This window comes from Bradyrhizobium sp. BR 1432 (assembly GCF_051547705.1).
In the GTDB taxonomy this organism is placed as follows: domain Bacteria; phylum Pseudomonadota; class Alphaproteobacteria; order Rhizobiales; family Xanthobacteraceae; genus Bradyrhizobium; species Bradyrhizobium zhanjiangense.
Genome location: NZ_JBPUGF010000003.1, coordinates 1,247,387 through 1,270,725 on the forward strand (window position 1 = coordinate 1,247,387; position 23,339 = coordinate 1,270,725).

Here is a 23,339-nt window from a genome sequence, read left to right on the forward strand (position 1 = left end):
TGGACGCCGTCATGCGCGATGACACATGTGCGCCTCGAGTCCATCAAATGTTGGAACAAGGACAAAGCCGGTTGGCGCAGTTAGTGCGCAAAAGATGCGAACCGGCGGCCCCTTGCCAAGGTCAATCGTGTGAACCGGCATTCGCGCATAGTTCGTTGAGACGATGTCCGCTTGATTGTTGAATATATAACTATCTGGAGCGCTCAGCTCGATCCGATCATTCCGGATATGAATAGCCGATGACAGATAGTCCGGATTTCGCACGCTAGCCACTGCCTCGTGTATTCTCCTCGCGGTGTCACGTGCCGCTGACGGCGAGTTGATCACGTCTGCAACGGGCACGATCGACTCCAAAAACGCATTGCCAATAAACGTGCGCGCAATATTTGGATGTACATCCCGCACGTTTACCGGAACACGAAGACGGAGCGCCGTAGCACCCCTCAGGAGTGTTGGACCGTAACGGTGAAACAAAAACGCGGTCAGTGCTTCGTTGAGTGTCGGCACGAACTGATCTGTCGCAAGCTCGGCGCGCAACGAATCCAAGAACTCCCTTCCGAAAGCCTTTACGCTAAACGCACGCTTCACGCGGAAGTCTTGTTGTCGGGATGCGACCTGTGATGCCGGCGCATTAGAACGGATTATGTGGTCTAGCTGTTGTTCGGCGGACAAACGAGACTGAGGCGCAGCTGCCAACTGCTCGAGCAAATACGACATAAAGAGATAGAACGAATAACCATCGCCGACCGCGTGCGACATGCTCAATCCAATCACAGCTCCGCCCGTCACGGGGGTCAGAGTTGCGGTGAAAATCGGATCTCCTGGCCCCAGATCCAGCCCAGTTACGAAAAGTGGAAGGTGGTTCGCAGTAACTGAATCGGGGTCCCAGTCTACTGGCGATCGTACTATCAAGCGTTGCGGGCGCTGCAGCGGTACCAGCTCAGACGATCCACGGTGCGATCGAGCGAGTGCGGTCGCAAATTGCGGAAATCTTTCGAATGCCCGACCAAGTGCGAAGTTGAACCGCTCGATGTCGGGCACGTATCTTTAACTGAGCACACGAATGACCGACGGTGCCAAGCCGAACGACTGGTCATAAGTGGAGAGCGAGATCGGAGCCGGGCAACTGATCATCGCCACTTCCCTCAATATGCCGCCGTTCGATTTCGCGTTGGCCCGCGCCGAGTGAGCACACGCGCCTGCGCACTGAATGCGGTTGCGCCACTTCACAACAAGCGGCACTGGGCCGCGCTTTCGTTTCAAGCACAGAATGTTTTGCGCTCGCAACTACCACCCTAAGTAGGTACGGCGAAGAATTTCTCGAAGCACACTCGCGCTCGGACAATTTCTCCAATCGATACACACGATTGTCACCTGCGACGTGCCTGCCATTGATGCCGCAGTCCAGCTCAGGAAATGTGAGCGGCGGTCGGTAGGTGCATAAATGGCAACTTGGCAAATCGCTCGCGCTCCGCTTAGCGGAAGATAAATATTGGCGGCGCGAGCAAGCCGCGAAAGTTAAGTCAACAGCAGTTTGATAGCCTCATTCTCGCCCCGGCTCTATCCACATCGTCATTGCGAGCGCAGCGAAGCAATCCAGGAATGCATCCGCGGAGATAGTCTGGATTGCTTCGTCGCAAGAGCTCCTTGCAATGACGAGGAGGAGAGACTACGCGTCCGGCACCGCCGCGACGCGTTCGACTTCGCCGTGCCAGTACCTATATCCTGTGGCAATTGATGTGATGCAGCGGACAGCTTCGATGGCCAGGAGACGCACGACGGATATTGACGCCGACGACCTGCCCCGCTTCTTCGTCTGGGTCCGGGGCCTCGACGGCCCCGAGCCGCAGAAATGGATGACGATGGATTTCGGCGTCGGCGATTGGAAGCGGCCGCTCGTGCTGGCTGATCTGGAACTGCCGGAGGACGAACGGCATCTATCCCTGTCGGTGCTGGCCCTGCGCTATCCACCGCCGCGGGATGATCTTTCGTGAGCCGGGCTAGGGTCATAAACGTCGGCGCCGCAAGGCAAAGCGGAAGTCACCCCGCTTGAGCGCGCTCGGCGGCTTGTGACCCGTAGCGGACTTGGCGGTCTGGGCATACACGATCAAAATGTTTATGGGGACGCTGGATCAAATACACAGATTGACCGCGGTGCGAATGGCTGATCAACTCCGACTCGCGACCCTACATCGGACAGACTCAATCGAGCGGCACACCTTTGATTTCGTCGTCAATGGCGTGTCCCTCTTTAGAGCTACTCAGGCGTCCACCTCCGACATGTGTGGGTGCCCTTCGGATCCTCGTTTCAATGAATATGCTGACGTCCGAGGTGCGCATTGGAGGCGGCCACCGTGCCGTTTTGTTCAGTTGCCCCGAATGTGGTGATTTCGCTTGCGCGGGCCATCACGGTTTTTGTCTCGCGTCGAGATGATGCTTCCGTGCAGTGGTCCGACTTTGCATACGAGAATGGGTTTCGAACCCGAAACGAAGATTACCGACGTAGGACCGTTCGCTTTTAGTTGGTCCGCGTATCTAGCGGCGCTCTCCCGCGCAACCGCCGGTTAAGTCAGCTTTTGGCCCCGAAGCTGCCATGGCTCGATGCTGGTCCAAGTGTCGGCTGTTGGGTGTAGAACCGAAAGGCCTCACAACGGCGCAGACCGCCGGTTCCGACACTTAGCGGACCTTAGGCCGCCGCGCCGCGTCCAGAACGGTTCTGCCTGCATCATCTGTGCGGGAAGTTAGGCTGAATATGCTAGCCTTCATCGGACGCTCTAGGACCGACGCGATGAATTGGACAGCTTCGTTGGTGTCACACACTTGGCCGGAGGTCGCGCTATGCCGTTCGGTTGTAGGATCGTTGTGGGAATCTTGCTCCTCGTGGGCACTTCCGTATCGGGCGGCGAGTTGCAGGTAAATGGATCTGCCGATTTCTTCTCGATAGGCGTTTGGTTGCAATCGCCGACTCGCGCTGTCAATTACAAGGCAATCGGGATCAATACCTTTGTGGGATTGCCCGAAGGCCCCACTGAAGAGCAACTCGCCGCATTGGCGCGGCAGCACATGTTCGCCGTTGCCGGCCAAAACGACCTTGCGCTGGAATCGGTCAACCGCCACGTTATCAAAGCGTGGATGCAAGAAGACGAACCGGACAATGCTCAACCGATCGGGCCAAGGCTGCACGGAACATGCGTCCCAGCAATTGAAGTCGCTCGGCGCACGCAAGAGATGAAAGCGCGGGATCCAACGCGACCGGTGATGATCAATTTCGGACAGGGTGTGGCCAACGAATTCTGGCGCGGTCGTGGCAGCTGCAACGGTGATCAGGGTTACTACGATATTGCGATCCAGGGGGCGGACATCTTGTCGTACGACATCTATCCAGTGGGATCCACTACTCCTCAAGTTAAAGGAAGGCTGGAATATGTTGCACGTGGCGTCACTAATCTCGCGAAGCGGGCTGCCGATGGGCAAAGCGTATGGATGGCAATCGAGACGACAGCACTAGATCCGACCCGTCGACCGACTGCGGCGGAGGTTCGGGCGGAGATCTGGATGGCATTGATTCATGGCGCGACGGGAATTTTTTATTTCGTGCATGAGTTTAAACCAACCTTCCGGGAAGACGCCATCTTCCGCTACCCCGATATCGTGGAGGAGGTCACGAGAACGAACCAGTTGATCCGGTCTCTCTCGCCAGCGTTGAAGAGCCCAAGCGTATCCGGGGCTGTATCCGTAAGCTCGCAGGTCCCGATTGCAACCATGGTGAAGGTGTACGAGGGCGATACGTATGTCTTTGCCATCGCGATGCAGAACTCACCGTCGATAGCGCGGATCACGGTCAATAACGTTCACCAGACCACCGCTCGTGTCATCGGCGAGGATCGTAGCGTATCCCTCGCGCAAGGTTCTTTCGAGGACCAATTTGAAGGCTACGGCGTACATCTTTATCACATTCGATAGCACGCCATTCCGGAGCGAACGGGATTTCGCCGCCCAAGCTGCGGCTTCCGGATCTGGCCCAACTCGGACGTCTGGTTGGCTGCCGTAACGGGTCGGTGTCAGAGGCGGAGCGGACCTCCATCCGCGCCCTGAGTGCAGCGCGGATTATGAGCACGCGCTCTGGCCTGGGCGCAAGCCACGACCGTCTGTCCGCGCCTGGCGCGGGCCTGTGTCATGATCGCCCCCATGATTATGGGTGTCACGGCGTCCGTGCTGCGGTTAGACTTGCCTCGCGCCGCGGGGACACGCGGGTCGCGGGACGATGAACATGAGCGAACAGGGCGAGACTGGTGAGGCCATCACCATCCTCCTCGTCGAGGACGACGCGCCGACTTGCTGGCGGCTCCAGGACGCGCTGGTCAAGGCCGGCTATGAGGTGCGTAGCGCCGGCACGCTCGCAGAGGCCCGCTCTGCGCTCGGCGAAGGCACGCCGCGCGTGCTGCTCACCGATCTCAGGCTGCCCGACGGCCATGGCATCGAGCTGATTCGCGAAACCCGGCAGCGCTTTCCCGATACCGAGATCATGGTGATCTCCGCGCTCGGCGACGAGGAAAGCGTGATCTCGGCGATCACGGTCGGCGCCACCGGCTATCTGCTCAAGGATGCCTTCCCGACCGATATCGCCACCACCGTACGTGATCTGGTCGCCGGCCATTCGCCGATCTCGGCCTCGATCGCCCGTTTCATCGTCCGGCGTACGCAGAGTTCGGCGGAGCCCTCGCCCGGCCCCGTGCTCAACACGGCCAAGCTGACCCCGCGGGAGATCGACATCCTCTGGGGCATCGCCAAAGGCTTCAGCTATGCCGAGATCGCGAGCCATCTCGGCCTGTCCAGGCAGACCGTGCCCGGCCACATCAAGAACATCTATCGCAAGCTCGAGGTGCACACCCGCAGCGAGGCCGTGTTCGAAGCCGTGCAGCAGGGCCTGATCAAGCTGTGAGCGAGGTTGCGGCGAGGACAACAACGCGCCCGCGGCGCCGGCTGATCGTGTCGCGCCTCGTGCCTTATCTACTGCTCCAGGCCCTGATCGTCATCGTCACCATCCTTGGGCTCCGGCTGCTGCAACCCGGCGATCCCGAAGACTTCGCGCTGAACGATTTTTCGGCGCGCGAGGACCGCATGATGCGTGCGGTGACGCTGCCGCACTTCACCGCATCGCGCTATTCGCTGGCCGACCCGCCGCTCTACACCGCCGCCTTCACATTCCGGCCCAGCAATGCGGGATCGGGATGGTCGGTGTATCTGCCGCGCTTCAGCAACGCGGTGGAGGTCGCCGTCAACGGCGTCGTGGTGCTGGATTCCCGGCGTGACGCCAATGCCAACCGGCCAGACCGCAACACGCCGCAGATCGCGGCGATTCCGTCCTCGCTGCTGCGCGACGGCGCCAACGATATCACGGTGCGGCTGTTCGTATGGGGGCCGCTGAAGGGCTTCCTCGATACCGTCTATGTCGGGCCGGACGCCGGCTTGCGTCCCGCCTACGAGACGCGCACGCTGCTGTTCGTCACGCTGCCCGTCGTGTTCTCCGCCTGGCAATCGATTCTCGCGGTCATCCTTGCGATCATGTGGCTGATGCGGCGCCACGAGCCGGTTTACGGCGTGCTGGCGGCGGCGATGGTGCTCGGCGTGGTGCAGGCGTTCGTGCCGCCGCCGGTGCCGCCGGCCACCACGTCGCGGCTCGCCGCCGTGCTGCTGGCATCAGCACCGATCGAGAGCGCGCTGATCGTCGTGTTCGGCATGCTGTTCTTCGGCTGGCGCTGGCCACGCTACGGCACGCTGCTGTTCGTGCCGGGCCTCGTCGTGTTCGTGGTCGGGCTGATCGGGGGCCCGCCGCTGCCACGCATTCTCTTTCTGGTGCTCGGCATTCCCACGGTCGGGCTTTGCTTGTTCCTGATGGCCTGCGTGACCGCAGCCGCGGTGGTCCGGCGGCAGGACGCGGCAAGCTTCACGATCGGCTGCGCCGTGACCATCGTGCTGGTCTGCTGGGTCCAGGATATGCTCACGGTGTTGGAGATCGCGACCAACGATCGCATCTTCGTCTCGCGCCTGTCCTATTCGGCGATGCTGGTCGCGATCGGCGCCGGGCTGACCTGGCGCTTCGCGCGCGCGCTGAACCAGGTCGACAGCTTTGCCGGCCAGCTCGTTGCACGGGTGGGCGAGGCCGAGGAACGGCTGAAGGCGAGCTTTGCCCGCGAAGAGGCGCGCGCCCGCGCCGCTGCGCTCGCCAATGAGCGCACGCGGCTGATGCGGGACCTGCATGACGGACTCGGCGGCCAGCTCGTCAGCATCGTCGCGCTCTCCGAGCGCGGCCATGAGGGCGCGACCATCACGGAGGCCGCTCGCGCAGCACTGAAGGATCTGCGCCTCGTCATCGATTCCATGGACGACATCGGCGGCGACCTGATGCTCGCGCTCGGCTCCTGGCGCGAGCGCGCGACGGCGCAATTGCGGCCGCACGACATCGCGCTCGACTGGCGCGTGGCAACGCCGCAGGGCCTGCCGCTGCATCCCGAATTGCGGCCATGGCACGTCATCCAGATCGTCCGCATCCTCGACGAGGCCGTGACCAACGCCGTCAAGCACGCAGAGGCGCGCCACATCGCGGTCAGCATCGAGACGCTCGACGACGATCACGGGCCGTATGGCGTGATCAGCGTGACGGACGACGGCAAGGGCTTTGCCCTCGCCGGCAATTGCGCGAGCGCCGGCCAGACCGCGCGGGGCTTGCGCAACATGAGGAGCCGCGCCGCACGGTGCGGCGCGGTGCTCGACCTGAGCTCGGATGCCTCAGGCACGTGCGTGCGGCTGCAATTGCCGCAGTGTTTTCCCGACAGCGATGCGGCTGCGGGCTGAAAAGCCCCCTCCCCGAACGTGTGGGGCGCACGGAGAGAGGGGACGGGCCGGGTCCTCTGCGGAGGACGGGGGGTGTTCGTCCGCAGGGGCTCCGTTGGCCCGAAGCAATGCAATCAAATCAATCGAATGGAATATCAGCGCACGCCGACGCGGTTGACCGGGCCGCCGCGATTCATCGGCGTACCTGCGCGCACACCGACACCGGGCGCGCCGACACCGGGTGTCGCGACCGCGGCCCGCGCAACCGGAGCTCCCGGCGCGACCACCACTGCCGCAGTCGGCCGCACCACGCAGCCCTTGGGCACGCCGACCGTCTTGCAATAGACCACGGCCTGCGCCGGGCTCGTGCCCAGCGACACCATCGCCGCACCCGCCAGCGCCATGATCGTCAGCCCGGCGCTCAGCGCTCCCGCTCTCTTCGACATCTTGCTCTCCTGCTTCCCGTTCGGCGTCCCGGTGCAATCACCGGGTTTCGCAGCCGAGGTGCAGCCTGAATGGCAAAAGACCGGGCACGGATACATGCCATGAAGATGGGGGTGCCGCGGCAGGAGGGCGCACCCGGTGCCATGAACATGGCATGGACTTGCGCCCGGCCTTCGCGAGATCGTCCGGCCCGCTTGATCCCAGGCGGGACCAACGACAATCCCAAAGAGGTGTTTTATGAAGATTTCGGTTCTTGCCGCGCTGCTGCTCGCCGCCACCGCCATGTCCGCCGCCGCGCAATCCGGTCCGACGCCGCAGGAGCAGATGGCCTGCCGCGGCGATGCCAGCAAATTCTGCGCCGAACATATCGGCAAGCCGCCGGAGATGAATGCCTGCCTGCGCCAGAACAAGACCAAGCTCTCCGACTCCTGCCGCAAGGTCGTGGAATCTCACGGCGGCTGAGCCGGTCCTCAAGTCCGGGAGCGCTTCAGCGGAGCGAACCCGGACTCTGTTTTGCCGATCATGCTTTAGTCGTCGTCGGGCCCGAACAGCCTGATCTGCGGGAAGCCGCTGCGTGGGCGGCTTGCGATATCGCGGGCATCGGAGTCTTCTCGGATGTTGCGCGCGACGTCGTCCCAATCGGTGCGGTCGCGCGGGCCGCGCATCTCGCGGGACTCGTAATAGTGGCGGCGCTCGGCCCAGCGTTCGCGGCGCTCCATCCGGCGCCGTTCGGACGCGGCGCGCTTCACGTCGGAATCCCGTGCCTTGGCATAGGCGTTGTCCGGCGAAGCGGCCGGCTCTGTCGACGCCTGCTGCTCTGCAGGCCTGGGCGCGGCTGGTGCCGGCTTGGACTGTTCCTTGGACTGCTCGACCGCGGCTGCTTGCGACGGCCGCGGTGCTGGCGGTTCAGCGGTCGCTTGAGTGGTCCGCGTATCGGGCTTGGCGGGTTCAGACTTTGCCTCGGCCTGCGCCGGCGCGGCAATGATCGCGCCAAAAGCCTGCGAACCGGTGAGATAATTCACGCGCTCGGACGGTGCGTTCATCGCCGCCGCTGTGCCAGCGGCGTCGGCGCGCTTGCTGGTGTCCGGCCCCTGCTTGGGCGCGATCGGATTCATGATGTTGCCGGCGACGATGCCGCCGCCGAGACCAATGGCGATGGCCGCGACAATGGTTCCGGCACCGACGAAATAGGCTGTCGAGGCGCGCATTGATCCACTCCCTCTTTGGGGCGAGCAACGCACGTTGATTGCCGGATGTTCCTGATGCGGCGGCAGTTCCCAAAGGAACTGTCAGATCTGCTGCGCGACCTTCTCCAGCCCGATGATGCGGGCGAGCTTGCGCACTTCCTCTTTCTGGTCGTCACGCAGCTGGAACAGCAGCGGCATCGCGGCCGACTTCAACTGCTGAACCTCGTCGCAATTCGGATCGATCGGCACGCCCGGCGCGTTCGGATTGGAGAGCTTGTTTGCCGAAATCTTGCGGACAACGTTGCGGAGCGCCGTCTCGACCGAGGGCCAATAATATTCCTGCGACGACGAGAGTTTCAGGCGATCCCTGATGCCCGCGATCTGTGCGTCGGACAGCAGCGCATAGGATTTCTGCGGCTGCGGCTTGGCCACGACCTTCGGCTTGGCCGGGACTTCGACGGCGGGGACTTCCGCGGCGGCAGGCGCCTCGTGCGAACTGGCCTTCGGCATCGGAAAATCGGAAGGCGTGGCGGCGGCAAAGGCCTGGCGAAGCGGCTCGGTCAGCACCGGCGTCTGAGCGAGCTTGTCGGCGGCGACCTGCACCGGCTCGATTGCGGCCGAGGCAAGCGCCAGCGTCGGAACCAGACGGTCGGCCTTGGCGGCACGGTTGGTCGCGAGCGGTTTGGCCGCAGGTGCCTGCGTGATCATCTCCGCGCTGACACTGGGCACGCTGTCGCGGCCGAGAATGGCGGTCGTCGCAGCGCCAAGGACGAGAAAACAGGTCAGCGCGACGATGGTGATGGCTTTGGACAAACGTCTCTCCGCGCCCAACTTTCAAGTCCACGTGATCACTGCCCGGAAACTGGGCGATAATTAAGGCTTAACCGTGCAATTGCGGCGGCAATCGCGCGGACTGCGGCGACATCGCCTGAAAAGCTCAACGAAATCAGGCAGCTGCCGCCAGTTCGTAGGCATCCTGGATGTCGGCCACGATCTCCGAGGCCTCCCAGACCGCGCGCGGCTCGACCGATTGCAGCGCCACCGTCCAGTTGCCGCCTCGGCGAGTACGGGGGACGCTGACGATGTCGAAGCGCACGTTGCGGCACAGCGGATGGCGGGCCAGCGCGTGGGCCACGCGAACGCGGATTTCGTCCAACGTCGCGGCTGTCTTGCCGTTGAGATAGTTGAAGTCCATCGCCTGTCCCTCTCGGTCCTGATTGGCGGCCTTGAGAGGATTCTTGGCGGGCGATGGTTAATCTGCCGTTAAGTGAGCGGGGCGGAAGAGCGCGGGATTAACCGTGAGCGGTGCGCCGGAGGCTCTTCTCCCTCTCCCCGTCCTTACGGGGAGAGGGTCGGGGTGAGGGGCTCTCTCCACAATCAAGGTGACAGTTGGATTCAGGCTCCCCCTCACCCGCCGCGCTTCGGACGATGCTTCGCATCGCGCGGCGCGTCGGCCTCTCCCCACACGCGGGGAGAGGCGAACAAGCCTACTGTCCGCCCGCCTCGCGATATTCGGTAACCGTCCGCGCAACGAGATCGTCGACAGTGAGCACGTCCGTCACCCCCGATGTCGAGTGCCCACCGCTCCAGATGTCGCGCCAGCGTTTCGGCCGGCTCTCGCGCGCGGCGACGTCGATGTCCTTGGCAATGTCGATCGCCCCGCGCGCCGGCAGGTCGTCGGGATCGAGACCCGCGGCCACGATCGACGGCCTCAGCATGCTGGTCTGCAGTCCCGTGAAGGCGGTGGTGAGCAGGACGTCGTCGGCGCTGCTCTCGACCAGCATCCGCTTGTAACGGTCATCCGCCATGCTCTCGCGCGTCGCAATGAACTTCGTGCCCATGTAAGCGAGATCGCAGCCGAGCACTTCAGCGGCGTGCAACGCGCGGCCGTCGCTGATGCCGCCGGCGAGCACGATGATGCCGTCGTAGAATGCGCGCACCGCGCGGACAAAGGCGAACGGATTGAGCCAGCCGGTCTGGCCGCCGGCGCCGGCGGTCAGCAGCACAAGGCCGTCGGCACCGGCTTCCGCCGCGCGTTCGGCATGGCGGATCGAGGCGACATCCGCCAACACCAATGCGCCGGCATCATGCAGCGGCTTCGCTACAGGCGCGGGCGAGCCGACCGAGGTGATGACGATCTCCGGCCTGTGCCGCAGCAGCACGGCGAGATCCTGCTCCAGCCGCACGTTGGAACGGTGCACGATCAGGTTCGGGCACAGCGGCGCCGCCTTGCGTCCGGTTTGCTCTTCGTGCTGCCGCGACCGGGTTTCGATCGCAGTGAGCCATTCGTCGAGCTGTTCCGCGCTACGGCAATTCGCGGTTGGGAAGCTGCCGATCACGCCGTTGCGGCAGGCCGCGACCATGAGCTCGACGCCCGACACCAGAAACATCGGCGCCGCGATCAGCGGCAGATCAAGACGATCGCGGAAACGCTGCAGTCGGTCTGATGGCACGCCAATCTCCTTGTCATTCTTGCCGCCCTGCGCGGGCTTTGTCGTTCCATCCCGCATTCGCTGTGCTAGCGTCATCAGCAACATTGGCACGCCAGAAGCCGATGACAAAGCAACGAGGAAACATATGTCCGATCCGCTCCACGCATCGTCCCCGGCTTGTGCGCAGACGCTACGGGCGCTGTCGCGCTATCCCGGCCGCACCGCTTTCGCCTGGCCTGAGGGATCGCTGAGCTATCGTGGCACCATCGACCTGATCGGACGAATCCAGGGCGTGTTCATGCGGCTTGGATTGCAGCCCGGCGCGCGCGTCGCCTTCCTCACAGCCAATCGCGCCGACACCTGGTGCGCCGGCGTCGCGGCGCAGTTGTCACGGCTCTGCATCACCTGGCTGCATCCTCTGGGCTCCCTGGAGGACCAGCTGTTTCAACTCGAGGATTCCGACGCCGAGATGCTGGTGGTCGACGCGGCCGCCTTCCGCGATCGCGGCGGCGACCTCGCCGCGAAGGCCGGCCGGCTCAAGGCGGTCTTCACCATGGGACCAGCCAGCTACGGCGTCGATCTGCTGGCGGCGATCGAGACTGCGGGACACGCCAGCGCGCTGTGCCTCGCCGGCCCCGACGATCTCGCCACGCTGAACTACACCGGCGGCACGACCGGTAAATCCAAGGGCGCGCTGCGCCATCACCGCGAGAATGCCGGAGCCGCCGCCGCGATCCTCGCCGACTTCGAGATCCCCGAGGCCGCGCGCTATCTCACGGTCGCACCGATCAGCCATGTCGCCGGCACGAAGGTGCTGCCGACCTTGATGCGCGGCGGCACCGTGCACATGCTCAAGAGTTTCGATCCCGAGGCGATGCTGGCGACGATCGCGCGCGAGCGCATCAATTTCACGCTGCTCGTGCCGACCATGATCTATGTGCTGCTCGATCATCCCGCGCTCAGCAAGACCGACCTGTCCTCGCTCGAGCTGGTGCTCTATGGCGCCTCCGCGATGTCGCCGAGCCGGCTGGTCGAGGGCATCGAGCGCATCGGGCCGGTGTTCTCGCAGCTTTACGGACAGACCGAATGCTATCCCGTCTCGGTGCTGCGCAAGGCGGATCATGATCCCAAGACACCGGAGCTGTTCCTGTCCTGCGGCTTCCCGATCGCGGCCTGCGAGGTCAAGATCCTCGACGACGACGACCAGGAGGTGAGGACGGACGAAGCCGGCGAGATCTGCGTGCGCGCGCCGCACGTGATGGCGGAGTACTGGAAGCGGCCGGACATCACCGCCGAGACGCTGAAGAACGGCTGGGTCCACACCGGCGACATCGCGCGCAAGGACGAGCGCGGCTACATGTTCATCCTCGATCGCAAGAAGGACATGATCGTCTCCGGCGGCTTCAACATCTTCCCGCGCGAGGTCGAGGACGTGCTGTCGCAGCATGCCGACGTCGCCATGGTCGCTGTCGTCGGCATTCCCGACGAGAAGTGGGGCGAGGCCGTCACCGCCATCGTCGTGCCGCGCGAGGGCGCAAGGCCCGATCCAGACGAGCTGATCAACCTGGTGAAGATGCGGAAGGGCTCGGCGCACGCGCCCAAGCAGATTCAGTTCGTCAAACAGCTGCCGATGACCGGCGTCGGCAAGGTCGACAAGAAGGTGCTGCGCGCGGGCTTCTGGAGCGGGCGGGACCGGATGGTGGGGTGACGGCTGCGAGATGCGCGAGGCTGCATCCACGATCGGCCGTCGTCGCCCGGCTTGACCGGGCGATCCAGTAATCCGAGACGGCTGCGATGGAGTCGATAGGCCGCGGCGTACTGGATGAACCGCTTTCGCGGAGCATGACACCGAGATTGAGGCGCGGACCCGCGAGCTACGACCTTTTCTCGATCACCAGGCTCTGCACCGCCCGGCCGAAATAGCCCTGCCGGTCAGCCAACCGCGACATTGCAAGGCCCGCGCCGTCGGGACCAATCCAGGAGTTGCCGTCGAGCAGGATCCACTCGCCCACCGGCTGCCGCGCAAAGCTCACGGTGAGATCGGCGTTGATGTAGGTCCAGGCGCGGAAGTCGAGCGTCGAGGCGGTGCCGTTGGAGAAGTCGGCGGCGACCACGGCGCGCATCGCCTGCGAGATCGCCTCGCCTGCAATCAAGGGATGATCGACGCGAAACCAGATCGCGCCGGCACCGGCCTGGCCGAAGCGGCCGCGCGCGGCACGCATCGAGACCGAGCGCACGAACGGGCTGGTGGCAGCGTGGCCATCCTCGATCAGGGAGTCCTCGGGCGAAGGCAGCGCAACCGGCAGCCCCTTGACGTCGTCGGGCAGGCTCAGCGCCTGGCGCCTGATCTTGAGCACGGTGGCGCCGACCACCTGCACGCCGTCGGCGAGCAGCTTGATTTCGCAGAGCTGGATCTTGCGGCCCTCACGCAAGACCTCGGTCGCGATCGTAAGTGGCGCCACCGGCACCGGGCGCATCAGATCGATTGTGACCCGCGCGATCTCCATCGGAACAGGCGTCGGAATGCGTTCGGCCGCCCACGTCACCAGCGACGCCGGCGCCGAGCCATGCTGCATGCGGCGGTCCCAAGGCCCCGCGGCGTCCGGGCTGGTGACGACGCTGTTGCCGTCGACGCGGTAGATGGGGGGCATGGTCGCTCCGTGGCACACATTCGCAGTTCAAAAACAGGTGTCGTCCCGGCGGAGGCCGGGACCCATACTCACAGACCGAACTTGGTGAAGCGAGATCGGGGCTGATATCAGCCGCAACAACAACCTATCGGGGGTATGGGTCCCGGCCTTCGCCCTAGGGCATGCACATATCTGGTGCGGCGGATTGACTCGGATCGGCCTGGGAGGATTCCAGAATCAGAGTTCTGTGTGATTCGTATTGCGGCACTCCATGATTTGGACGGGGTGCCCGCGATGTTGTCACGGATTGACTGGACGCTGGGCCGGTTCGGGGATCGTCGTCTCGATAAAGGGGGGCGGCGTTCGTCGAACGCATGGTTGTGGGCAAAACTGTCTGCCTTCGGCAGCTCTCCAGGGGGAACCGCGCGCTGGAAGTGCGGTTCAACCGCTTTCTTGGCCATGACAAGGTGACGGTGGAGCGGATCATCGAAAGCTGGAGCGAAAGCACGGTCGCTGCGGTAGAGGGCCGCCACGTGCTGGCCATCCAGGACACCAGCGAGATCCACTTCAACACCACACCGCAACGCCGGCGCGGGCTCGGAGAAATCGGCAAAGGCAATAACCACGGCGGTGCTGCTGCATCCGCTGCTGGCTGTGGATGCCGATGACGGCAACTGTCTTGGACTTTTGAGCGGGCAGATATGGACGCGCACAGGTCGCCGCACGACCTCGCACGACGATCGGGAGTTATCGGACAAGGAATTCGCAGCGCTGGATATCCACTGCCATGGCGGCCAAGCCGCTCCTCACCAAGGCCACAGCGGTGACGGTGCTGGGTGACCGCGAGAGCGATATTTTTGCCCTTTATGCCAGCTCGGCCGAGCAACACTTCCACGTCATCGCGCGCAGCATGCATGATCGCAAGCTTGCCGACCGCAGCGGCTTGTATGAGGTCAGCGATGCCATGGCCGCGGTGGATCGGCGTGCGATCCAATTGCCTGCGCGCGCCGCGCGGCCCGCCCGCCTGGCTCACCTCGAACTTCGCTTTGGCGCAATCGAGCTCGCCCGCCCACAGAGTAAGTTCCTGCGCCATCTGCCGGAAAGCTTGCCATTGGCGGTGGTCGATGTGCGCGAGATCAATGCCGAAACCGGGGTAGAGCCGCTGCACTGGCGGCTTCTCACCTCTCACGAGGTTACCGGCATCGAGGACGCCTGGCGCATCGTCCAATGGTACAAGCAACGCTGGATCATCGAGCAGTTCTTCCGCATCCTGAAGACACAAGGCTTCAAGCTCGAAGACAGCCAGATCGGAACCGCCGATCGCCTTCTCAAGCTGGTCGCGATTGCCGCTAAGGCGGCCGTCATCACAATCCAACTTCTGCAGGCCCGCAATGGCAGTCGCCAACCCATTCTCGCTGCCTTCGACAACGGCCAAATTAACGTGCTCACCGCCCTCAACCGTCAACTCGAAGCCGGGAGCAAGCGATTAAAGAACCCACATCCGCCCGATAGCCTCGCTTGGGCCGCCTGGATCATTGGTCGCCTCGGCGGCTGGGACGGCTACCCATCGTCCAAGCCGCCGGGCCCGATCACCTTCAAGAACGGCCTCGAATACTTCCACGCCGTCGCAGCAGGATGGAGCCTCAGAGATATGTGCATGCCCTAGGGCCTTCGCCGGGACGACGAATGAGAACTAGGCGTGCCACAACAGCCGCCCATCACAACGGCGGATCGATCGCTTCGTCGTATTCCTTCTTGAAGCGCGCGATCAGGTCGGCGGCGGGCAGGATGCCCTCGACGCTGCCGATGCCCTGACCCGAGCCCCAGATCTCCTTCCAAGCCTTCGGCTTGGCGCGCTCGCCGGAGGCGTCGGTGCCGAAGTTCATCTTGGAGGGATCGGAGGTCGGCAGGTTTTCCGGATCCATGCCGGCGGCGAGGATCGAGGGTTTCAGATAATTGCCGTGCACGCCGGTGAAGAGGTTGGAATAGACGATGTCGTCGGCGCTCGAGCCGGCGATCATCTCTTTGTACTTCTCGACCGCGTTAGCCTCCTTGGTCGCGATGAAGGCCGAGCCGATATAGGCGAAGTCGGCGCCGAGAATGCGCGCGGCGCGGATCGCCTTGCCGTTGCCGATCGCACCCGACAGCGCGATCGGGCCGTCGAACCACTTTCGCGTCTCGGCGACGAAGGCGAGCGGCGAGATGGTGCCGGCATGGCCGCCGGCGCCGGCTGCGACCAGGATCAGGCCGTTCGGCGCCCTTCTCGATCGCCTTGTGCGCGAATTTCTGGTTGATCACGTCGTGGAAGACGATGCCGCCCCAGCCGTGCACGGCCTGGTTCAGCTCCTCGCGCGCTCCGAGCGAGGAGATGATCATCGGCACCTTGTACTTGGCGCAGAGCTGCATGTCGTGATCGAGCCGGTTGTTCGACTTGTGCACGATCTGGTTGACCGCGAACGGCGCCGACGGCTTATCGGGATGCGCGCGGTCATAGGCCGCGAGCTCCTCGGTGATCCGCGCCAGCCATTCGTCGAGCAATTCCGGCGGCCGCGCGTTCAGCGCCGGAAACGAGCCGACCACACCCGCCTTGCACTGCGCGATCACGAGATCGGGCACCGAGATGATGAAGAGCGGCGAACCGATCACGGGGATCGACAGGCGTCCTTTGAACAAGGCAGGCATGGACATTGCGGAACGGTCCTCTGTTAGCGGTCAAACGAAGGCTGGGATCATACCAACAAGGCAATCTTTCCACTGTCAAGTATTGCGTTGTGACGCCGCGGCGGATGCCGTTACCGCAATTTCCAACGCGCGGAATTCTTACCCGTACAATCTAACCGTCTTCTTCGTCATTGCGAGCGCAGCGAAGCAATCCAGTCTCTCTCCGCGGAAGGATTCTGGATTGCTTCGTCGCAAGGGCTCCTCGCAATGACGTGCAGAAAAAGCATCGATCTCCCATGCGCACCGGAAGTCGACGCGATGACTTCACCCGATCAAATCCGGGTTGATCAGCCGCTCGAACGAGAACATCTCGTCCCACTTCTCCTGCGTCAGCAGCTGGCGCTCGACCACCACGATCTGGTGCAGCGACTTGCCGCTCTTGTAGCCCTCGCGCGCGATCTCGGCGCATTGCTTGTAGCCGAGCAGCGGCTTCAGCACCGTGACGATACCGAGCGAGTTCAGCACCATGTTGCGGGTGTGCTCCTCGTTGGCGGTGATGCCGACGACGCAATGCTCGCGCAGGCTGTTGACCGCGCGCTCCATGGTGCGGATCGAGAAGAACAGCGCGAACGAGATCACCGGCTCCATCACGTTGAGCTGGAGCTGGCCGGCGCTGGCGGCCAGCGTCACCGTGGTGTCGAGACCGATGACGAGGAAGCTGGTCTGGTTGACCACCTCGGGGATGACCGGATTGACCTTGCCGGGCATGATCGAGGAGCCCGGCTGAAGCTGCGGCAAGTCGATCTCGTTGAAGCCGGCACGCGGGCCGGAGGCAAGCAGGCGGATGTCGTTACAGATCTTGGTCAGCTTGCTGGCGGTGCGCTTGAGGATGCCCGAGAGCTGCACATAGGCACCGGTGTCGGAGGTCGCCTCGACAAGATCGCCGGCGAGAACGAACTCGACGCCGGTCAGCGCGCTCAGATGCCGGACCGCGAGCTTGGGATAGCCGACGGCCGCGGTCACGGAGGTGCCGATCGCTGTGGCGCCGAGATTGATCTCGCGCAGCAGCGCACGGGCCTCCGAAATGCGATCCACCTCCTCGCCGATCGTGGTGCCCCATCCCCGGAATTCGGCGCCGAGCGACATCGGCACCGCGTCCTGAAGATGCGTGCGGCCCATCTTCAGCACACGATCGAACTCGCGGCCCTTGGCGAAGAAAGCTTCCTGGAGCTGGCGCAGCGCCGTCATGTAGCTCTCGAGCCGCAGGATCAGCGCCAGGCGAAAGGCGGTAGGATAGGTGTCGTTGGTGGACTGGCCGTAATTGACGTGATCGTTGGGGCTGACCTGCTGGTAATCGCCCTTCGCAAAGCCGAGCGATTCCAGCGCGAGGTTGGCGATCACCTCGTTGGCGTTCATGTTGGTCGATGTGCCAGCACCGCCCTGAATGAAGTCGGTAACGAACTGGTCCATCATGTCACCGGCAATCACGCGGTCACAGCCCAGAATGATCGCGTCCGCGACCTTGGCGTCGATCGCGCCGAGCTCGCGGTTGGCCATGGCGGCCGCTTTCTTCACGTAACCAAGCGCCTTCACGAAGTAAGGCTCCTGGCTCATCGGAATGCCGGTGATGTGGAAGTTCTCCTTCCCGCGGATGGTCTGGACGCCGTAATAGATGTCGTCGGCCATCTCACGCTGTCCGAGGAAGTCCTGCTCCGTACGAACTCATGGGCGCTCCTTGTTGCATGCGCGCGGGCCATCACGTCAGTTCTGACAAAGCGCGCTGGTCACGAAAGTGTCGGTGCGGCAATCGTCGGGCCTGCGTTGCCGGCCCGGTATCAGGACCTTGGCCGAGCATTTCTCGGCCGAGTCGGCGTTCAGGCTCTTGCCTTCGCGATAGCCCTTGCTCTGGCAGAGTTGGTCGGCGGCCTGCTTGCAGTCGGGCGCGCCGTTCGCGGAGGCCGGACAGGCCACGCGCCCCGAGACCATGGTGGACGGCTTCGCCAGCCGCGATAAATCGTTCATGGTCTCGCTCGGGCTTTTGATCGGCGGCAGGATCGAGGGCAACTTGTCGAACAGCTTGCCCATTTCGTTGATCAGCCCGGGATTTTCCTCGCGCGCCGGCGGCGCCGAAAGAGCGGGTGTCGACGGCGGCCGCGCGGCCTGCGTCCCCTGCTCCTGGAGGCCGAGCGCGGGCGGCGCAGCTTGCGGCCATGCCGTCCCGCCGGCGAAAACCAGGAGCAGCACTGCTGACATCAGCGTCCCGAACCGCATGGCCGGTTTGCCGGATCGAACCATCATGACGGCAAGCGTAGCCGATGCCGGCGCGACGGCAAAGCGCCGCGAGGTTATTGAGCGAGCATGGTCCTCGCGCAAACGCTAGATCAGCTTGATCGCCACCACGAAGCCGAGCACCAGCACGGCGGCGCCGATCGCTACCCAGAGGCCGAGATGCTTCTCGATCCTGACGCGGATCCAATCGCCATAGCGGTTGAGCAGGATCGCGACGACGAAGAAGCGTCCGCCGCGCGCAACGATCGAGCACAGGATGAACAGAAGAATATTGTAGCCGGCAAAGCCCGAGGTGATGGTGACGAGCTTGTAGGGGATCGGCGTCAACCCCTTGAGCAGGATGATGATCGCACCCCATTCCGTATAGGAGGCGCGGAAGGCATCGACCTTGTCGCCGAGGCCGTAGACCTGGATCAGCCATTGGCCGACCGAGTCGAACAGCAGCGCTCCGATGGCGTAGCCAACCATGCCGCCGACCACCGAGGTCACGGTGCAGATCGCAGCATAGACCCAGGCGCGCTGCGGGCGCGCCAGCGACATCGGGATCAGCATCACGTCCGGCGGGACCGGAAAGAACGAGCTTTCTGCGAACGCCACGGCTCCCATGATCCAGAGCGCGTAGGGCTTGTGGGCGGCGTCGATGCACCAGTCGTAGATACGTTTCAGCATGGCGCCGCGATGAAGCACCATGGGACGGATTTGTCCATGCCGAGATTGAGGCGAATTATGACGTTTCTAGTGGCGCTTGCGCGCGGCACGGCCCTCGAGCGCGACAATTGGCCGCCTTGAGGCAATTCGCGGTGACGCGACCTTGGGCAGCTTCATCCGCGATTTCGGCAGCTTCTCGGCGATGCCGAGCATATCTTCACGCCGCGTCATCTCCCGCCAGACGTCCTCGGGACGGACCCCGGCCGAAGCCCACAGCACGGTGAGATTGTAGAGCAGGTCGGCGCTCTCCCGGATCACGGCCTCGCTATCGCCGTTGACCGCGTCGATCACGACTTCGATGGCCTCTTCGGCCAGTTTCTTCGCCATTTTGGAAGGCCCGCGCTGAAACAGCCGGGCCGTGCGCGATGTTGCCGGATCAAGATCTCTGGCCGCGAGCACAGCCAGATATAGCCGCTCAAGCAAATCACTCATGGTACTCAAACTACTCTAAACCCATGGCGAGCGCGTTAACGCGCGACAATAAAAGCGAAAAACAGGCCGGCGCGGCAAGCGCGACGGCCCGTTGTAGTCAACCTTTGGTAGCCGGAGCTAGTAGCAGTTGGTGTAATAGCCCTGGCCGCAGTATTCGGACGGAGCCGTACCGCCGTAGCGCTGATATTGGTAGTTGGGGCCCGGACCATAATCAGGCCCGTAAGCAGGACCGCTGTAATAGGCAGGTCCGCCGTAATAGCCGTAGCCCGGACCGTAGTCATAGGCGTAGGCGTCCCGGCTTGCGGCGATGGCGAGACCCGTGCCGATGGCTGCGAAAGCCGCAGCTGCGGCCGCGCCGCCTCCACCGCCATGCCAGTGGCGGCCGCCGGCGTATGACGCGGTCGGGGCAATTGCGGTCAGTGCCAGCACCGCGGCGGTGGCAAGAACGGCCTTGCGGCCGGCAAATTTCGAAAAACTGTCAAACATGTGGACCCTCCTTGGGACCTCGAATGGTGCCTATAGACAGGCTCGTGTCTGTCAAACACCCGCATCCCATGTTGGGTTCCCCAACCCCAACACAAGCTGAACGGGGTTGCGTAATCGTGACGCAACCTCCGCTCATCCGCCGTTCATGTTGGCGCGGACAGACTGACTGCCAGCCGGCGCTGCGAGCGTCACGAAACCATAACAATGCGGGACCGGCGCACCCGATGTCGGAATTCAAGACGATCGCCCTTCGTTGCCTGCTGGCTCTCGTGATCTCGCTTGCGACACTGATTGCACGCGATGTCAGCATGGCCGAGACCGCCGCCCCATCCGTTGCGATTCACTTCACCTTCGACCGGCCATTGGATGCGAGCATGGCGCCGTTCTTCCTGGCCGCAAAGGACGGCAGGTTCGGCGCCGAGCATCTCAGCGTGTCCTTCAACACCGCAGCCGGATCGTCGGAAGCGCTCGCGCGTGTCGCCAAGGGCGACAGCGAGCTCGCTCTGGTCGACATCAACGAGTTGATCCGCTTTCGCGACAAGGAGCAGGCAGCGCCGGTCAAGGCGGTGTTCGTGCTGTTCAACCGCGCACCCTACGCGATCGTCGCGCGCAGGAGCCGCGGCATCCACCTTCTGTCCGATCTCGACGGCAAAACCGTCGGCGTTGCCGACAGCGACCTGTCGATGCGGCTGTGGCCCGCACTGGCGCAGCAGAACGGCATCAATGCATCGCACGTCAAATTTCACAAGATCAGCGCGGCGGTGCGCGAGCCGATCCTCTCCGCGGGCCAGGTCGATGCGGTCGCCGGCTTCAGCTATCTGTCGGCGGTGAACCTGCGTGACCGCGGCGTGCCCGAAGCCGATCTCGTCGTGCTGCGCTATGCGGATTACGGCTGCGAAGCCTACGGCTTTGCCGTGGTGGTCAATCCCGCCTTCGCCGCAGCAAAGCCGGACGGCGTCAAGGGCTTCGTCCGCGCCTTGATCGCGGGCATCAACGCGACCGTCATGGAGCCGGGGCGCGCGGCGGAGGAGGCCGCGAGCCGCATCGAGGACGGCGACCGCAACCTGGAGCTGGAGCGCCTGCGCACCGCTCTCGCCGACAACATCCTGACCGACGAGGTCAGGCGCAACGGCCTCGGCGGCGTCGACCCGGCGCGCCTCGAGCGCTCGATCGGCCAGGTCGCGCAGGACTTCAAATTCCGCAAACGACCGACAGCGACCGAGATCTTCGACGACCAATTCCTGCCGCCGCTGGCGGGGCGGCTGATCAACTGAGCAAAACCGAAAGCTTCCGCTGTATCTCGCGTACGATCCCTGCTTAGAATACGGGCTCCGTCGTCGCCGAGTTCCTTGCCCGCATGTCCATCCTCCGTCTCTACACCCGTGTTCTCGAGCTGCTCGGCAAGGAGGCGCGGCTGGGCTGGCTGCTCGCGGTCGCCAATCTGCTGCTGGCAGGCTCGCAATTCGCCGAGCCCGTGCTGTTCGGCCGGATCGTCGACGTGCTCTCGGGCAAGACCGTAGCCGGCTCGAACTCGGCCTGGCCATTCCTGGCCGCCTGGGTCGCCTTCGGGCTGTTCACCATCGCATGCAGCGCGCTCGTGGCTTTGCAGGCCGATCGGCTCTCGCACCGCCAGCGCCAGGCGGTGCTGACCGATTATTTCGAGCACATCCTGCAACTGCCGCTGACCTTCCACTCCGGCACCCATTCGGGCCGGCTGATGAAGGTGATGCTCAACGGCACCGACGCGCTGTGGCGGCTATGGCTCGGCTTCTTCCGCGAGCATTTTGCCGCGATCCTCTCGGTCGTGGTGCTGATGCCGCTGTCGCTCTACCTGAACTGGCGGCTCGCGATCCTGCTGTTCGTGCTCTGCATCGTCTTCACCGCGCTGACGACCTTCGTGGTGCGCAAGACCTTCGGTATGCAGATGGAGGTCGAGGAGCACTACAGCGAGCTCTCTGCGCGCGCCTCCGATGCGCTCGGCAACGTCGCGCTGGTGCAGAGCTTCGTCCGCGTCGAATCCGAGGTCAAAGGGCTACGCTCCGTCGCCGACGAGCTGCTGGCCGCGCAGATGCCGGTGCTGTCGTGGTGGGCGCTCGTCACCGTCATCACGCGCGCCTCCACAACCATCACCGTGCTCGCGATCTTCACGCTCGGCATCGCGCTGCACGACCAGGGGCTCACCTCGGTCGGCGAGATCGTGATGTTCGTGAGCTTTGCGACGCTGCTGATCCAGAAGCTCGAGCAGGTCGTGAGCTTCATCAACAACGTGTTCATGGAAGCGCCGCGTCTGCGCGAGTTCTTTGGCGTGCTCGACGCCGTGCCCGCGGTGCACGACAGGCCCGACGCGATCGATGCCGGCAGATTGTCCGGCCTCGTCGAGTTCCACGACGTCACCTTCTCCTATGACGGCAAGCGCCCTGCGGTCGAGGACCTCTCGTTCACGGCGCTGCCCGGCCAGACCATCGCGCTGGTCGGTCCGACCGGCGCCGGCAAGTCGACCGCGATCGCGCTCTTGCACCGCGCCTTCGACCCGCAATCCGGCTTCATCAAGATTGACGGCATGGACGTGCGCGGGATCACGCTGACGTCGCTGCGGCGGAACATCGGCGTGGTGTTCCAGGAGGCGCTGCTGTTCAACCGCTCGATCGCGGAGAATTTGCAGGTCGGCAAGCCGGATGCGACCGAGGACGAGATGCGCAAGGCGGCCGCGCGCGCGCAGGCGCTCGAGTTCATCGAGCGCAGCGGCGGCTTCGAGACCAACGCCGGCGAACGCGGCCGCATGCTCTCCGGCGGCGAGCGGCAGCGGCTGTCGATCGCCCGCGCGCTGTTGAAGGATCCGCCGATCCTGATCCTGGACGAGGCGACCAGCGCGCTCGACGCCGTCACCGAGGCCAAGGTGAATGCCGCTCTCGACGAAGTGATGAAGGGCAGGACCACGTTCGTGATCGCCCACCGCCTCTCCACCATCCGCAACGCCACGCGGATCCTGGTGTTCGAGAACGGCCGGGTGACCGAAAGCGGAACTTTCGATGAACTCGTGGCCAAAGGCGGCCATTTCGCCGAGCTCGCCAGGGCCCAGTTCATGGTCCAGGAAAACGCGCGGGCCAGCGTGACGGCGGCCGAGACTGCCGCGACTCCGGTCAAATCCCAGTAGCAAGTCCCCATAGGCCCGTCGAAATTCGGCCTATTTCATTGCGGAATACCGCACCGGTCCCCCTATTCTCGACGCATCAGCC

At 63.9% G+C, this 23,339-nt stretch carries 21 protein-coding genes and 2 pseudogenes; 10 read left to right on the forward strand and 13 right to left on the reverse strand.

Translation table 11 applies throughout. The annotated features are described in order from the left end of the window. Positions 1–9: 9 nt before the first annotated feature. Entirely contained in the window at positions 10–1,041 is a 1,032-nt protein-coding gene (locus ACSKB8_RS06070; RefSeq protein WP_438103207.1) for an acyltransferase, read from the reverse strand. Between the two features lie 719 nt (positions 1,042–1,760). Between ACSKB8_RS06070 and ACSKB8_RS06075 the strand changes: the two genes are divergently transcribed. The 4 genes from ACSKB8_RS06075 (at position 1,761) to ACSKB8_RS06090 (ending at position 6,855) form a co-directional block, all read left to right on the forward strand. Further along, positions 1,761–1,994, forward strand: coding sequence for a hypothetical protein (locus ACSKB8_RS06075; protein WP_438103209.1), 234 nt, complete (start codon positions 1,761–1,763; stop codon positions 1,992–1,994). An 886-nt stretch (positions 1,995–2,880) separates the two neighbouring features. Next, positions 2,881–3,963 carry a hypothetical protein gene (locus tag ACSKB8_RS06080; protein WP_438103211.1) on the forward strand — a complete coding sequence of 361 codons (1,083 nt, stop codon included), beginning with the start codon at positions 2,881–2,883 and terminating at the stop codon, positions 3,961–3,963. A 307-nt stretch (positions 3,964–4,270) separates the two neighbouring features. After that, positions 4,271–4,942 (forward strand): response regulator, encoded by a 672-nt coding sequence (locus tag ACSKB8_RS06085; RefSeq protein ID WP_370989229.1) that lies wholly within the window; start codon positions 4,271–4,273, stop codon positions 4,940–4,942. Beyond that, a complete protein-coding gene (locus tag ACSKB8_RS06090) occupies positions 4,939–6,855 on the forward strand; it encodes a sensor histidine kinase (protein ID WP_438103213.1) in 1,917 nt (638 codons plus the stop codon). The genes ACSKB8_RS06085 and ACSKB8_RS06090 overlap by 4 nt, the downstream gene beginning before the upstream one ends. A gap of 134 nt (positions 6,856–6,989) precedes the next feature. On the opposite strand, the gene ACSKB8_RS06095 is transcribed toward ACSKB8_RS06090, so the two are convergent. Next, a complete protein-coding gene (locus ACSKB8_RS06095; RefSeq protein ID WP_060737488.1) occupies positions 6,990–7,280 on the reverse strand; it encodes a hypothetical protein in 291 nt (96 codons plus the stop codon). A 235-nt stretch (positions 7,281–7,515) separates the two neighbouring features. Between ACSKB8_RS06095 and ACSKB8_RS06100 the strand changes: the two genes are divergently transcribed. Then, a complete protein-coding gene (locus ACSKB8_RS06100) occupies positions 7,516–7,740 on the forward strand; it encodes a hypothetical protein (RefSeq protein ID WP_091895085.1) in 225 nt (74 codons plus the stop codon). Between the two features lie 65 nt (positions 7,741–7,805). Here ACSKB8_RS06100 and ACSKB8_RS06105 read toward each other — a convergent pair whose 3' ends face one another. From ACSKB8_RS06105 to ACSKB8_RS06120, 4 genes are all read right to left on the reverse strand, one after another. Next, on the reverse strand, positions 7,806–8,486 hold the full coding sequence (locus tag ACSKB8_RS06105; RefSeq protein WP_438103215.1) for a hypothetical protein: 681 nt from the start codon (positions 8,484–8,486) through the stop codon (positions 7,806–7,808). A gap of 81 nt (positions 8,487–8,567) precedes the next feature. Beyond that, a complete protein-coding gene (locus ACSKB8_RS06110) occupies positions 8,568–9,278 on the reverse strand; it encodes a hypothetical protein (RefSeq protein WP_438103217.1) in 711 nt (236 codons plus the stop codon). Between the two features lie 133 nt (positions 9,279–9,411). Then, positions 9,412–9,660, reverse strand: a complete 249-nt coding sequence (locus ACSKB8_RS06115; protein ID WP_091895088.1) for a hypothetical protein — start codon at positions 9,658–9,660, stop codon at positions 9,412–9,414. 292 nt (positions 9,661–9,952) lie between these two features. Continuing rightward, positions 9,953–10,918 (reverse strand): NAD(P)H-dependent flavin oxidoreductase, encoded by a 966-nt coding sequence (locus ACSKB8_RS06120; protein ID WP_438103219.1) that lies wholly within the window; start codon positions 10,916–10,918, stop codon positions 9,953–9,955. Positions 10,919–11,042: 124 nt separating this feature from the next. Here ACSKB8_RS06120 and ACSKB8_RS06125 point away from each other — a divergent pair, with 124 nt between their 5' ends. After that, on the forward strand, positions 11,043–12,605 hold the full coding sequence (locus tag ACSKB8_RS06125; RefSeq protein WP_438103221.1) for an AMP-binding protein: 1,563 nt from the start codon (positions 11,043–11,045) through the stop codon (positions 12,603–12,605). A gap of 166 nt (positions 12,606–12,771) precedes the next feature. Here the strand turns inward: ACSKB8_RS06125 and ACSKB8_RS06130 are convergent, their stop codons facing one another. Beyond that, positions 12,772–13,548: a thioesterase family protein gene (locus ACSKB8_RS06130; RefSeq protein ID WP_438103223.1), complete on the reverse strand. Its 777-nt coding sequence runs from the start codon at positions 13,546–13,548 to the stop codon at positions 12,772–12,774. A gap of 353 nt (positions 13,549–13,901) precedes the next feature. Here ACSKB8_RS06130 and ACSKB8_RS06135 point away from each other — a divergent pair, with 353 nt between their 5' ends. Together ACSKB8_RS06135 and ACSKB8_RS06140 are read left to right on the forward strand one after the other, a co-directional pair. After that, complete coding sequence (locus ACSKB8_RS06135) at positions 13,902–14,195, forward strand: hypothetical protein (RefSeq protein ID WP_438103225.1); 294 nt, start codon at positions 13,902–13,904, stop codon at positions 14,193–14,195. Between the two features lie 119 nt (positions 14,196–14,314). After that, complete coding sequence (locus tag ACSKB8_RS06140; RefSeq protein ID WP_438103226.1) at positions 14,315–15,193, forward strand: IS4 family transposase; 879 nt, start codon at positions 14,315–14,317, stop codon at positions 15,191–15,193. 52 nt (positions 15,194–15,245) lie between these two features. Here the strand turns inward: ACSKB8_RS06140 and ACSKB8_RS06145 are convergent. The 6 genes and pseudogenes from ACSKB8_RS06145 to ACSKB8_RS06170 form a co-directional block, all read right to left on the reverse strand. Beyond that, a pseudogene (locus ACSKB8_RS06145) lies at positions 15,246–16,215 on the reverse strand (NAD(P)H-dependent flavin oxidoreductase). A gap of 297 nt (positions 16,216–16,512) precedes the next feature. Then, positions 16,513–17,907: pseudogene (locus ACSKB8_RS06150) on the reverse strand (aspartate ammonia-lyase); the annotation flags it as partial. Positions 17,908–17,949: 42 nt separating this feature from the next. Further along, entirely contained in the window at positions 17,950–18,486 is a 537-nt protein-coding gene (locus ACSKB8_RS06155) for a hypothetical protein (protein ID WP_438103228.1), read from the reverse strand. 78 nt (positions 18,487–18,564) lie between these two features. After that, entirely contained in the window at positions 18,565–19,167 is a 603-nt protein-coding gene (locus tag ACSKB8_RS06160; protein WP_438103229.1) for a YqaA family protein, read from the reverse strand. A 45-nt stretch (positions 19,168–19,212) separates the two neighbouring features. Continuing rightward, positions 19,213–19,617 (reverse strand): phosphoribosyl-ATP diphosphatase, encoded by a 405-nt coding sequence (gene hisE / locus ACSKB8_RS06165; protein ID WP_438103231.1) that lies wholly within the window; start codon positions 19,615–19,617, stop codon positions 19,213–19,215. A 117-nt stretch (positions 19,618–19,734) separates the two neighbouring features. Beyond that, positions 19,735–20,103 carry a hypothetical protein gene (locus tag ACSKB8_RS06170; RefSeq protein ID WP_438103233.1) on the reverse strand — a complete coding sequence of 123 codons (369 nt, stop codon included), beginning with the start codon at positions 20,101–20,103 and terminating at the stop codon, positions 19,735–19,737. A gap of 224 nt (positions 20,104–20,327) precedes the next feature. On the opposite strand from ACSKB8_RS06170, the gene ACSKB8_RS06175 reads away from it, so the two are divergent. Together ACSKB8_RS06175 and ACSKB8_RS06180 are read left to right on the forward strand one after the other, a co-directional pair. Beyond that, positions 20,328–21,377 carry an ABC transporter substrate-binding protein gene (locus tag ACSKB8_RS06175; protein ID WP_438103234.1) on the forward strand — a complete coding sequence of 350 codons (1,050 nt, stop codon included), beginning with the start codon at positions 20,328–20,330 and terminating at the stop codon, positions 21,375–21,377. Positions 21,378–21,460: 83 nt separating this feature from the next. Beyond that, on the forward strand, positions 21,461–23,257 hold the full coding sequence (locus tag ACSKB8_RS06180; RefSeq protein WP_438103236.1) for a glucan ABC transporter ATP-binding protein/ permease: 1,797 nt from the start codon (positions 21,461–21,463) through the stop codon (positions 23,255–23,257). The last annotated feature ends 82 nt before the right edge of the window (positions 23,258–23,339 follow it).